General features: G+C 40.9%; 7 protein-coding genes. 4 read left to right on the top strand and 3 right to left on the bottom strand.

All coding sequences use genetic code 11. From position 1 onward, the window contains the following. Nucleotides 1-371: 371 nt before the first annotated feature. From HC643_RS01130 to HC643_RS01115, 4 genes are all read left to right on the top strand, one after another. On the top strand, nt 372-896 hold the full coding sequence (locus tag HC643_RS01130; protein WP_038080525.1) for a DUF937 domain-containing protein: 525 nt from the start codon (nt 372-374) through the stop codon (nt 894-896). A gap of 330 nt (nt 897-1,226) precedes the next feature. Further along, entirely contained in the window at nt 1,227-3,239 is a 2,013-nt protein-coding gene (locus tag HC643_RS01125; RefSeq protein ID WP_038080523.1) for a hypothetical protein, read from the top strand. Between the two features lie 100 nt (nt 3,240-3,339). Beyond that, entirely contained in the window at nt 3,340-4,077 is a 738-nt protein-coding gene (locus HC643_RS01120; protein WP_038080522.1) for a type I restriction enzyme HsdR N-terminal domain-containing protein, read from the top strand. A gap of 280 nt (nt 4,078-4,357) precedes the next feature. Further along, the gene (locus tag HC643_RS01115) at nt 4,358-8,374 is read left to right on the top strand and encodes a hypothetical protein (protein ID WP_050045104.1); all 4,017 of its coding nucleotides are present in this window, start codon (nt 4,358-4,360) and stop codon (nt 8,372-8,374) included. Nucleotides 8,375-8,645: 271 nt separating this feature from the next. Here the strand turns inward: HC643_RS01115 and HC643_RS01110 are convergent, their stop codons facing one another. The 3 genes from HC643_RS01110 to HC643_RS01100 form a co-directional block, all read right to left on the bottom strand. Next, a complete protein-coding gene (locus HC643_RS01110; RefSeq protein ID WP_038080521.1) occupies nt 8,646-9,491 on the bottom strand; it encodes a Uma2 family endonuclease in 846 nt (281 codons plus the stop codon). A 227-nt stretch (nt 9,492-9,718) separates the two neighbouring features. Continuing rightward, complete coding sequence (locus tag HC643_RS01105) at nt 9,719-12,754, bottom strand: AAA family ATPase (protein WP_038080519.1); 3,036 nt, start codon at nt 12,752-12,754, stop codon at nt 9,719-9,721. Further along, complete coding sequence (locus tag HC643_RS01100) at nt 12,741-13,910, bottom strand: metallophosphoesterase family protein (protein ID WP_038080517.1); 1,170 nt, start codon at nt 13,908-13,910, stop codon at nt 12,741-12,743. The genes HC643_RS01105 and HC643_RS01100 overlap by 14 nt, the downstream gene beginning before the upstream one ends. Nucleotides 13,911-13,988: the final 78 nt, after the last annotated feature.

The raw sequence follows: 13,988 nt of genomic DNA, 5'->3' as shown, positions 1-13,988 counted from the left end.
AGGCTTTTGATCCCCCCTACCCCCCTTAAAAAGGGGGGAAAATACTCTTAAAGTCCCCCTTTTCAAGGGGGATTTAGGGGGATCTACGATGATTTTGGCTTTGTACCAGAGATCTGTGTACACCGTAGCCTTTTCAAGGGGGGCTAGGGGGGATCAAGTTTTAACTGAACCGTATTGCATTATAAGTATTATCCTTCTGCTCAAGCAGTTACTAGCCGATCGCAGGTTATATGGCAATACCAATGACAAATGACCAATAACAAGTAACCACCGTATATTTACAATTCCTTTAGAATGCCTATAGATGTGAAAGACAACTTGCATGTCACAATTTTGTTTTGGTGGTCGCATAACAAAGGAGAAACGATCCTATGGGGCTTTTTGACCAGATTATCAATGCAATTGACAATCCCAACCAACAAGGTAATACCGGACAATTGGGTGATATTCTTAACACAGTACAGCAACTCAGTGGCAATACTGGTACAGACTCCTCAACAATGCAGTCAGCTTTGGGTATTGTAGGCAACTACGTGCGTTCTGCATTGCAAGAAAAGCGAAATACGGAAGGTAATGAAGCAGCACAAGAGGTTGTAAACCAATACAGCGGTACTTCCCCCAACCCTCAAGCTGTTGATTCGTTATTTCCTCCTTTTGTACAGCAACAAGTCAGTGATGTTGTTGCTCAGCGCACGGGCTTAAATGCTGGTATGGTTCAACAACTATTACCAGTTTTGGTTCCCTTAGTGCTAAATCTGTTGCGATCGGGATCGAATGCCCAAAATCCCCAAGCAGGAGGAAATTCCGTGCTCAATTCTTTCCTTGACTCTGACGGAGATGGCGATGTTGACATCATGGATGCTATGCAAATGGCAAGTCGGTATCTGGGAAGGTAAAAATTGAAAGACTCAGATCCCCGACTCTCCAAGACGTTGGGGATCTTGTTGCTTATAAGTCGATACGGTTCAGTTTAGAATATCTAATCCTTAAAGAGCCCCCCCTTATTTTCTCTTAACCAAGCAGTATTGGGAGTGTACCTGGTACGAAGACTGGGTAGCGCTGCTGTAAATTTTTGTTGCGTGGTCATGACGGGCAGCCCCTGATTAATGGGTGCCTTGGTGATAAGTGATTGCTTATTAGCTGGTTTCTAGGCACTTTGTTAGATATTCATACCATAGTGGGTATATTAAATATCAAGCAATTAGTCTCTAAACAGGGTAGACAGTATGTTAACGATACAGTGGCAAGAAGAAATTACATCATTGCAGCAAAGCTTGAGACGTGAAATTAGCAGAATATCAGATGATTCAGAAATTAATATAATTAAACATATTTGTATTAATAATCTAGAATCAAAGTTAGAACGGTTAGAAGAAATTGAAAAAAATCTTAATATAGATAAATATAAAATTGCTTTTATCGGTACTATTGGACAAGGAAAAACGACAGCTATCTGTCATCTATTTAACTTAATTGGTGACTTTAAAGTTTCTAAAAATATTGGTAGTAAAACTAAAGATGTAATCGAAACTAAAGAATTACTATCAACAGGTTCGGGGAGAACTACTCTATGTGAGGTTATTCTTAAGGCATCCGAAAAAACTTACATAGAGATAGAGCCCTATACAGTTGATGAGATGGAAAACCTTATCTTTGAATTCTGCGATTCTATTGCAAATAAAGATCATCCCTACTTAGAGCAGAAAATAATTATTTCTCAAGAGATTGAAAGAGCTATTAGGAACATTACAGAACTTAGAATTAATAGTAACACTGTTTTTGAAAGTGATAAAAAAAGTATCATAAGAAACGATGTTGCAAAGGAAATATTTGAAAAATTAGGGCTAGAAGAACTGAAAAAAGTTGCGTTAAATAATGCAAATCTTGAACTCAGAACTAAGATTCAACTTGAATTTGACAACCAAGGTAATGAGAAAGAATGGATAAGAAATAGCTTTTCTGATATCAATAATGTTCTATTAAAGGAATTTGCTATACCGAGAAAAATATATCTTTATGTGAGCTATGATGTTTTATCTGGCTCAAACTTGTCTCAGTTCGATTCAGTTGTTGATACCAAAGGACTTGACGAGAACCCCATTCGTAAAGACTTACAGAAATATATTGAGAGTCAGGATACCATTTGTCTTTTTGTAACTCCCTTCAGTGCTGCTCCTGAAGCTAATATTACTAAATTAATGGGCTATCACCTTACATCTAAATCTAAAGAATTTCATCATAGATTTGTAACTGTGGCATTACCTCGTAGAAATGAACCTGAAAAAACAACTGGAAGCGACGGTAGTTGGGATTTAGGAGTTCAAATCAAAAAGGAAGAAATTCTAGCTGCATTCGGAAATTTGAATTTAGATTTCTTTCCAGAAAATGTCTTGTTTTATGACTCCTTGAGATACTATCGTGATGACATAGTCAAGATAAATGAAATTTACGATGAAGAAGATGTACAAGCAGAGAAAAATGAATTTATCAAAGCTATAGGAGATATAGTACAACGTAGACGAAATCTTTTATTGAACGAAATCAAGAATATTAAAGAAAGCTTTGCAAAAATTAAAAGCGGTGATGCTTTGACAGGAGTAGAAATCAAAGCACTTGAAAATGCAATTCAAAAGATAGAAAATTTACGACGCTTGGGTAAAAGAGTTCCTAGTTTTGTTTATGAAGATTTTATTGATAAATACCTTGAATACTATTGTAATACTTATAAAGCATGGAACACTAAACACGCTATCCATAGAAATTTTGGTTATTATGAGCCAAGGGACATAGATATTTATTTTGATGCAAAGGTGGTTGCAGAGGGAATAGATGAAGATGAAATGTTGAAGAAATTTACTAAAGAAGTCAAGCAAGAGTTAGAAAATATTTTAGGCGATCTAATTTTTACAAATGAATCTTTAAAAACATTAATTCCTGAATTAGTTAAAGAATTTTACGTATTATATGACAATTTTGTATACGAAGTAGGTACACAAATTGAAGAAGAAATCAAGATAAAACTATCACCTCAAAGCGGAAAATCCGAGTTTTGGAATGCTCTAATTGCAGAGAAAGGTAAGCAAAGGAATAAGGGAGAAAGTTTTGCGGGTAATGTATGCCAGACATTTAAGCGAGAACTGGAATTAGAAACAAACTTGAATAAATTTTTCCAGAGTAAAGCTGAAGAACATTGGGAAAAATTAGTTGTTAAAATACTAGGCTTCTTTGGACAAAAATAGAAAAGTTATCAATTCCACAGTTAATACATAGCTCGGGGCACAATATATTTAGTTGTGTCCTTTAAACACTCCCTCACCATTAGATAATTCTAAAATTTTTATGTATTGTATAAATGAAGAAATTTATCGAAAGCTTGATATATATACAAAAAATCATAAAAAATATACAAAATGTTTAATTAGAGAAATAGAAATACCTATTAATGGAAGACCAGAAGAGTTAGTCAGGCAAATATTTCTGATTTTTTTAATTAAAGAAACTGGATTATTTCCCTTGAATATTAGTATTAAAGTCGAATCCAACAATCATGATATAGAAATATATAGAAAACAAATCAATGATAGCTTTAAGCCTCATCAGAATCCTCTGCTCATTGTGGAAGTAAAACGAGAAGATGCGAATTTGCTAAATCATTACGATCAGATACAAAGATATTTAACAAAAACTGGTTGCGATCTTGGAATCTTATATAATTACCATGAAACTATAGCATTTACTGGAGAAGATAGTAATTTTAAAATTAATCACCTCAAAAATATTAGAGATGTAGAAGAATTGATTCAAAAAAAAAGTAATGTGACTGATTCTAATTTATTAGAATTTGAAAAAGCTCAAAATGGGAATTTTGAAAGCTTTGCTTATCTTGTTAATAAGTATGCTAGATATACAACTAATAAAATAGTGTTTAAACTTAAACAGTTACCAGACGAAATAGAAGGGTATTTATTCAAGATACAAAGAAATAAAGTATACTATGATGTCTGTGGTAAGTATTCCAAAAAACAGCAAAGTTTTGACGATCGGGATTTTGAAAAACTAATTTCTATTAAGTATTGAGAAACGTTTAGTGCTATCTCTAACGTTTCAGCTAAGCGCGTTAGTTTTTGAAAGATTACTACAAAAACGCCATTGATAGTAAAAATTTATCAACATGGGTAGAGCACCAAGAGTGTTGATAAGCACTCTTTCAGCTTGCGCTTCGCGATAAGCGAAGCTTAATAGCTCAAGCCGTATTACAAAAATTTACATCTTTCAGTGAATTAACTGGCACAAAATAGTGGCACATTTACCTAAATCACAAAGATGATGTAAGTGTCGCGCCATTAGCGTGCTGCTTATGTCACCAAACCTCGATCCTCCGCTTAAAATAGAACTTCGACTGCCATCGACTCATCCAGAATTACTGCAAGGGCTCGATTTATGGCTGGACATGGGTTTGATATCTGATGCTCAAGTTCGGCAGATTTGTCAGGAACACTTGGTATGTCGCGTGGTATTGCAACCTCAGACATTACCGAAACCACAAAAACCAGTCGCCTATAACAATATAGAGAAGTTACGCGTAACACCTCCACCGCCAGCAAAACGACCCATACCTCAAAAACCCAACATTCTTGCCCAAATGCTACAGTCGCTCGGAGAAGAATTAAGCGTCCGTTGGCTGCTGTTTTTAGGGATGTTCTTAGTTGTGTTGTCTTCTGGGGTACTTGCTGCTAGCCAATGGGATAAGTTTCCCGCCTCGGGGCAATATGGAGTTTTGCTTGCCTATACCCTAAGTTTTTGGGGAGTTAGTTTTTGGACTGGCAAACAATCTAATTTAAGCCTGACAACTCGAGCGTTGCTGATTGTGACTCTTTTGTTGGTACCAGTAAACTTCTGGGCAATAGATAGTTTTCAACTGTGGCGAAATCCCCTGAATTGGATTGTTATTGCTATAGCTTCGACTGTTCTGACAGCTATCACCGCCTTATCCACGCACAATCAAGTCTTTGCAACTAAAAAGAAAATTTCAAAATCAATTTTATTAAATATCTTAGGGCTATCGTACTTGCATTGGGGTTGGCAATTACTGGGACTGCCTCTTATTGCAGTATATTTTGCAACTATAGGAACGGCGATCGCTAGTATTTATCGCGCTCATTACCAGAAGAATTCCTCAAGTCCGGTCAATCCCTCCTCTCAGGATAATACTGAAAAAAATTCGCCTCCCGTTCAACAAAAAAGTGATAGTTCTCCGCCTACCCAAGCAAAAGAAGCCAGTATCAATTTATATACAATCGTTATTATTTATGCCTTAATCGTACTCTTGGGAAGAGCAATATTCATTGCCAAAGTCGATATTCAGCAACTAGGATTGGCGCTTGGCATTTGCGGTTGGTTGGTGACTTGGTTGTCATCCCCCCCAACCCCCAAACCCAAAGGGGATTTCCCATCCCCGCCCTCTCATCTCGCTTGGGAACCCCTTGGCGGTATCTTATTATTGCTGGGATGGTTGGTATCAGTGGGTTCACCATTTCCCTGGCAAGCGACAGCCGTGAGTTGCTTGGGTTTGTGGTTTTTCAACCGTCGCTTGCAACACGGTGGTGTCAGAGCAGATGTGGGAGCAATTTTTGTTATTGGGCTGGAGACAATTTGGCTCTTTTGGCGGTTAGTACCGGACAATTTCCAGCAAAGTCTTGTCACTCAAGCAACTCAACTCGTAGGTTCCCTGAATGCACCTTGGGAATTATTGAGTGTGGCGCTATTTCCCTACGTCATTTTTATGTTGGTGTTGGCGCGTAGGTTTTACCGCGTCCAGAAGGCGAAATTGGCTCATTTTGCAGAACTGCTGGCATTGCTATTTGGGCTTCTACTGACTGCGATCGGGTTGGCAAATCCAACATTGCGTTCTGTCAATTTAGTTTTATCCACAATAACTTTATGGAGAGTCAGTCAAAAACACCCTCGCACAAGAGATTATTTGGTATACATGACTCAGATATCTCTTGTGCTGACAATTTGCTCGGTTGTCGATCGCCTATTGCCAACTTTAACTCACGAAGCTTGGGCAAGTCTTTTGTTAGTTATTGCGATCGCAGAGTGGTTGTTGAGTCCGGGGTATGAAATCTGGCAACGCAGTGCTTGGCATATGGGTATCGCTTTAGCGGTGCTCAGCTACGTTCTACTGTGGGGAAATGCAAATCCCGCCTGGATTGGTTCTGGTAATGGCAGTGAAACGTGGGGTCTTCTTTGGCTGGCAACTCCAATGACACTAACGGGTCTTGCAAGTTGGGGGTATAAAACAAAAACCCGCGTTGCATGGCGTTCCATCTCTAACATTTGGTTGAGTATTGGTAGTTTAGGGCTTGTTCAGTTACTGACTTTGCCTTTAACTGGAGGTCGGTTAATTGGTTTGGCTGTCGCCACGACTTTGATGTTTGTCAACACGTATTACTTGCGGCAAAAATCATGGGCAGTCATGACTGTAGGTTATGGGTTGGGTGCGATCGCAGCCTTGTTATGGCAAGGAGTACCTGGTTTCCCAAGACTATCAGTCCCAGGCGGGTTTTTGGTAGGGGCAGCGATGATTGCTATCTTGTGGATATTGCGGTCATTCTTTGATAAGAAAAACACACAAAAACGCGTTGACACTGAGAATAAAGAAAGCCCCGTGGCTTCTTCAACTTTGCGACAAATTTACGCGATCGCATTTGATGGGTGGGCGATCGCGCTGTGCGGTGCTGAGTTATTCTTACTCAGTGCTCACTCCCTGCTAGTCTACCAAAACCTTGTTGAGCCGGGATTGTTGTATTTAATTTCCAGTGCGATCGTGTTATCAGCAATTGTATATCGTAGCTGGCGGCAACCCAATGATTGGGGATTTTATGGCATTGGTTGGTGTTTGGAATTACTCATTGCTGGGTTACTTGGTTTTGGCGAACATTCTCTTATCCAGATTGCGATCGCCAATGTAGCCTTAGGCTTGATGACTCAACTTTTAGGGGAGTGGTGGCAAAGGCGACACCAATTAGCAAAACTACCCAACCGCTGGCATATTTTGCCCTTAGTGTACGGGATTTTTGGGGTTTTGTTACGCTCCCAAACCTTGACCAACTGGACGGGTTTATCATCCTTTGCTGTGGCTTTGATTGCTATTGGTGTGGGGAGACGCCACCAAAAATACAAACCATTGGTTTACTTGGGGCTGATTGGCGTTTCGGTTTCCGCATACGAACTTTTGTTGTACCAACTCTTACAAGCATCGTCCGGAGCATATGGTGATGGTTTTATTGCCATGTCTGTTCTGGGAACTGGTATTATGTATGCCTATCGCGTTCTTTCACCTTGGCTGTTGAATTACTTGCGTTTAACAACTCAAGAACTCAACATAGTTGCTCACATTCACTGGGTTGTCAGCAGTAGTTTGTTAGTTGCTGCTTGTTTTAGCCCTGTAGAAGCAAAAACCCTCGGTTTGGGAACGGGATTATTTTTAATTCGTTATGCCATTTTTCAAGGTAGAACTCACTCGGAAAAGACTCCAGAGAAAGCAATCCCTTTATCTTCCATTTGGGTTTATGTTGGGTTGCTCCAAATCGCTTGTTTGAGGGTTTTTGCACCAGACACTCCAATACTAGAATTGCTAGAGAAACAGTTGCTGCCATGGGAAGGTGCGATCGCATCAATTGTTGCTTACTTTCTCTACATTTTGCCTTGGGAAACTTGGGGGTGGGATCGAACACCTTGGCGCAGAGCGGCATACTTGCTACCGCTAATATTTTTATGGCAAACCAAAGTAGAAGTTTTCCCAATCAGCTTGCTCGTTGCTGCAGGTTTTTATGCCATTGTTGCCAAAATTGATAATAAATTCCGCTCGATATATATCAGCCTAGCTTTGGCAAATTGGGCATTGTTCCGTTGGTTTATAGCTCTCAATTTTACAGGGGGTTTGTGGTACGTGACACCAATTGCTTTATCGCTGCTGTACATTGCTCAATTTAACCCCGATTTGAAATTACCAAGCAAGAAAGCCAACCGTCATCTTCTGCGGCTTCTAGGTTGCGGTATCATTTGTGGTTGGGCGGTTATTTTTGCGCGGAATGAGCCATTCATCCCTGGAATTTTCAGTCTCATTGCTATCTTTGCAGGATTGGGATTGCGAATCAGAGCTTTTCTTTATATTGGGGTGACTGCTTTTTTCATCACGAGTTTCTATCAACTGGTGCTGTTGAGTTTGCAATATTCATTTTTTAAATGGGTTGTCGGCTTGCTTGTGGGTATTGCACTCCTAACCATTGCTGCTAATTTTGAAACTCGTCGCGAACAACTGAATGCTTTACTTCGCAATGCCAGCCAGCAATTACAAGCGTGGGAATGATTGCTAATGGCTAATGGCTAATGGCTAATAGCTAATGGCTTGTTGACCATTACTCCCTTCGGTGCTCTAAAATTGCAGATCTGCTTTTCCTCTTACTCCCTTGCTCTTTGCGACGCCAGATGCTATCTCCTACGGAGACGCTGCGCGAACAACGGGGGGAACCCCCGCAACGCACTGGCTGGTCTTTGCGGTTCATTTAAATAGGTAATCTTCCGGCGGAAAGGGAGTAGCTATTAGCCATTAGCAGTCTTCACTCTGATTCAGTAAGAATCTAGATAGCATCTGGATCTTCTCCTAGCTCCCGCAATCGTGCTGCTAGCCGTTCGGCTCGCTGTCGCTCTTGTTCAGCTCGTTGCTGCTCTTGCTCGGCTCGCTGTCGCTCTTGTTCGGCTCGTTGCTGCTCTTGCTCGGCTCGTTGCTGCTCTTGTGCTACTCGTTGCTGCTCTTGTTCGGCTATTTCTTCTGGTAACAAGATTAAATTCTTTTGTTGGTCAAACAACCGCAACCAGTGACACGTACCTTGCGCGGGTTCGCGACGAATCTGTCCTTCCCATGTCCCCAACCATAGCTGTAAAGTTTCGCACCACAGCCAACCCAACTCATTAGCCTCTAGCGGTTGATAGCGTTGCTTGTTGTCCAATTGCCAACCTTCCAGAGATTGAGGATCGAACGGATCGAAGATGAAGTAACCCGCTGTGTGGAATGTTCGCTCATACAAGTGCTTCTTTTCCTCGCGGTCTACGCGTGCTGTGCTGGGTGATAGTAACTCAATAATTACATCGGGATAGCGCCCCTCTTCTTCCCATACTACCCAGCCTTGGCGATCGCGCTTCCCATCTACATCCAGCACCACAAAAACATCCGGTCCGCGAAAATCGCGATTCAATACCTGCAAGCTGCTGTAGTAGACGAACATATTGCCACCTACAAAAAAATCCTCTCGTCCACTGAGAGCCGCTTGCGCTGATTCAATCAAAACATTTATGGCAATCCTGTGGCGATTACTTTCCAATGGTTCTCCATCATCAAATATCAAATTTGTCGGTGGTGTTGGCACTTCATATGGCTCAACCTGTGGCCATTTTGTCTCCGCTTTGGTTGTGGTATCTGGGGACATAGCCTTTTCTAGTACGGTTACGCAAGTGGCTTGTTTGGCTTAGCTGAACTGGGAAAACAGTCAATTTTTCCTTTCAGTTCAGCCGATCGTAGCATATTGTGACTTCAAGTTTTTTGGTAGAGACGCTTTCATTCAGCGCGTCTTTACACCGTTTTTTGGAGATGTCTATTTATTTATGCATGCCAAAGGCAGAGAACACAAAGAGAAAAGCAGAGATTGTATTTCTATTAAAATATCTCAACTTCTATCTTTGAGCCCTCCGGACGCTTATAAACCTTCACTTGTGGCAATCGCTCTCCCAATGCCTTAACATGAGTAATGACCCCAATCAATCGGTCCTGCTGTCGTAAAGATTGTAAAATTTGGTAGACAGTTTCTAGCGTATCTGCATCCAATGTTCCAAATCCTTCATCTAAAAACAGACTCCCTAACTCTGCACCCATAGATAATTTTTCCGACAAAGCAAGTGCCATAGAAAGAGATGCAGCAAATGTTTCGCCACCTGAAAGAGTTTGTACTCGTCTCAAGTCACCACCATTCCAATTATCCTCAACCGAGTAATCTCCATCTTGAATTCTCAGCGCATAGCGAGAATCTGTGAGTTCTTGCAAAACATGGGTTGCACGAGTTACCAACTCTCTTTCTAAGTGTTCCAAAGCAAAAGCTTGAAATTCATCCGTTTTGAGGCTGCGAGCGAGATTGGTATAAGTATCTGCTTGTGTCCTTACTAAAGACAATTCCTCTTGGCGTTTTTCAGCTTGCTTCTGCTTCGATCGAGCATCTTGTATCCAAGCCATTAATTGAGCCAGTTGATTTTGTGCTTGTTTGAGTTCTCCATCAGCTGCACTCTTGGCATCTCGCAAAGATTGGATGGTCTCTGGGGTTGTGGTGCGATCGCCTACCTGTGATTTGGCTTCTTCAACTCGTGTTTCTATTTCCACTTTCCCTGTATCGTAATCTAAAATCTCTCCTTTCCAAAAAGTTTGCTGTTTGGAATCAGCCCGCGCCGTTAGAAAACTTTCCTCAGTAAACCCTTCAGAAACAAGTGCAACTTGCCAAGTGGATTCGAGCTGTTGTTCTTGACGACGTGCTGTATCTGCATCATCGCGAGCTTTTTTGTCTTCAGTTTCATACCGAATCACTTTTTTCTCTGCAACTTGATAAGCCTCAGTCACCTGTTTCAGTTGTTTTTCCAATTTCTGCTTGTCTTTTTCTAATTCTGTTTGCAGCTGTGCATGGGATTTACCCCCAGAAATCTCATGCAATTTTGTTTCCACTTCCTGCAATTGATTTTCCCAACGTTGGGCTTCCTGTTGAGCCCGATCGCATTCTGTTACAGCTGTTGTATGAGTCTTGCGAGTGGCTTCTAATGCTTGTTGAGTTTCGCGCACCCGTGCTGCTGCATCTTTTTGTTTGGATAAAGTTTGATGATATAAGCGATCGCTTTCTTGCAATGCTTTAAATTCTTTATTCAGTGCGTTGATTTCCCAACCATCTGTTTCCAGTACAGAGCTAATTTCCTGTTTTAACTTGGTTAATCGCTTCTCAGAATTAGCTAATTCCTCTTGAGCTTCTACTTCTTTTTGCTTGGCATTTTCTAAATTTGTTTCGGCTATAGCAACAGATTTCTCTATTGCCTTATACTCTTTTTCTGCTTCCTCTTTCTGAGATAACAATTCTGTTGTATCAACTTGCTCAATCTCTGGTAAACTTAGTAGGCTTGCTGTTACATATGTTCCATTACAAACAGGACAGTTATCTCCATCATGTAATGTCTGACGTAAAGCAGCAGCATGGTTACTTTGTAATGCGATCTGATTCGCTGCTTCAGCTTCTTGTAAAACTTTTTGCTTTTCTTGTAAAACTAATTTTGCTTTTTCTAATTTTCCCCGATTTTCCCGAGCTTTTTTCTCTAAGTTTTGCCGTTCTAAAATTGTTTGCTCTAATTTTTGACGAAAATTATCAGTCTGTTCCTGTAATAACTTATAAGAACCAAGCCGTTGTGACACCTCCTGAAGTTGATCTAACCGAGTACCACCTGGAGAATATTGAGTCAGTTCCTTTTCCGCATCTTCAACTTGCTGGCTAGCCGCTTGCAGTTTCTTCTCAGCATTACTTAATTCCTGCTTGGCTAAAGCTAAATTATTCTGTCTTTGGGAGAGTGTTTGACGGCTGCGTGTTAATTCCGTTTGATACTGCTGTTTTTGTTCTTCATAATTTCGCGCTGAGGTTAAAGCTTCCTCTCTCACCTTGAACTGAGCTTCTACCTGTTTTTGGTATTCTGTAACTTCATCAAGTTTTGTCTTATTTTGCTCTAATTCCTGCGTGGCTTGAGTGAGATTTTTTTGTGTAGAAACAACCTCAGCCTGTGCTTTTGTGAATCTCTCTCTAGCAGCTTTCACCAAAGCATAAGTGTCCTTAATTTGGTCAGCAGCTTGAGATTGTTGCAGCCGTAGTTTATATTCTTCAATTTTTCCAGATTGAGAAATCAGTTGCTCTAACTGCGATCGCATCTCGTTTAACCGCTCTATTTGCTTTAACAAACTTTCTTCTTTATCCAGCGCTTTTTGTGCTTTAAAGACTGCTTCGTTCAACCCAACTATCCCCTGTTCGAGAGTTTTGCACTGCTGTTGTTTTTCTGCAAATAACTCTGTTGAGGGTAACTCTAACTCCTCCAACTGACGCTCGAGAATTTGATATTCCTTTTTCAAACCATCAGCTTGTCCTTGAGCTTGTTGGCGCATTCTTTCAAAAATCTGAAAGCCAGCTAAATCCCGCAATATTTCCCGACGTTTAACTTTACTTCCTTTAATAAATTCATCAAACTTACCTTGAGGCAATAAAATGACACGAGTAAAAGTTTCATAATCCATCGCCAACACTTGCTCGATTCGCTTGGTGACATTCTTTGTCTCCAATTTTTCCCAGGTGTCATTTTGCAGCCATTCCAACAGAACTTTACTCTCAGCAGTTTTAGGACGATCCCGCCAAGTCCGAGTGACGCGATACTCCACTCCACGGACTGAGAAGCGAAAACTGACTTTCAGATTTTGGCTTCCAAGACTCACCAGTTCTTTAGCAGTCGCATCCTTTCCAAATCGAGCAACATGACCGTAAAGTGCAAAAGTGATAGCATCCAGAAGAGAAGTTTTGCCTGCGCCTGTGGGTCCCGTGATGGCAAACAGATCGAGTTCGGAAAAATCGAGAGTTTCGCGAGAGCGAAAACTGGTAAAACCTTCAAGGGATAATTCAAGCGCTCGCATCACTCATCTCCTGATATAGTTTTTCAAATGCTTCTAATATCGATGGCGGTACCGTGTTTTCATGACGCTGCAAGTAGTAGCGGCGAAACTCTTCCACAGCATCAAATTGATTGTCTTCCCGGTACTCAGTCGCAATTTCTTGCTCGGTTTTTAAGTAATGAGGTTCGACAATCAATGTCTGGGGACAAACTTTACGCACCATCTCAGCTAAACCCGTTTTAGGCGCTGTTAGTTCAACCACCAACTTTAAAAATCCTGGATGCGTCCGATTAGCTTCTAAAGTGTCTTCTAAATCGTTTTCATGACATCGAACAACTTTTAAAGGCTTTTGGCAAGGAACAGGAATAAATTCTGGTTTTGCAGGGCGTCCCGGTTCTACTTCAACGAGATAAAATCCTTTTTCTTCCCCTGCTTCACCAAAATCAATCTGAACTAAAGACCCTGCGTAACAAGTCGGTGCGGCGTGAGAAATCTTTTGGGGTTTGTGAATGTGACCGAGGGCAATATACTGGGCTGTCGGTGGTAAAGTTTGCCCGGAGATAAGATATGTATCTCGCGTATAGTAATCGACTTCTGAGTAAGCTCGTAAAGACCCTTCAATGGTCATGTGTGCCATGATAACGTTAACGCTATCATCTCGGAACTGAGTTGCTAGTTTACCTAAAAGTTTTTGTACCTGAAAGCGGTAATGCTGGCGTTGTTCTAAATCATCTTTATCCCACAAATCTTCATATTTCAATAATCTACGTTCCGAGGCAAATGGCATCGCTGCAACGCACAACTTTCCACTAGGAGTGTCAACGTGAATCACACCCCCTTTGTTTGGCGGTTGCGGTCTCCCTAACGCTTGGACTCCCACAAATGAGAGAAGTTTTGCGATCCCATCAAAACGAAAAGCAGAGTCGTGATTTCCCGCGATCGCAACTGCAGGAATTTTTGCCTCTTTCAGTTTACAGAAGAAATTATAGGCAACTTGTTCGGCTTCAGCAGGTGGATTTGGAACATCATAAATATCACCTGCTACTAAAACAGCATCCACTTGTCGTGCTTTTGCTTGCTTGAGTATTTCATCGAGCGCCGCTGCAATTTCTGGCGTGCGGTCTTCACCTTTAAGTCGTTTTCCTAAATGCCAATCAGCAGTATGGATTAAGCGCATATAAATTTTTGATTTTAGATTTTGAATGACTCGCGTCTCACCATAGAATTAGCGATCGGGAATCTAGTGTATTCTTTT

It is taken from the genome of Tolypothrix bouteillei VB521301 (assembly GCF_000760695.4).
GTDB lineage: Bacteria > Cyanobacteriota > Cyanobacteriia > Cyanobacteriales > Nostocaceae > Scytonema > Scytonema bouteillei_A.
Note: the sequence above shows the minus strand (reverse complement) of the source record. Positions and strands in the feature narration are given on the sequence as shown.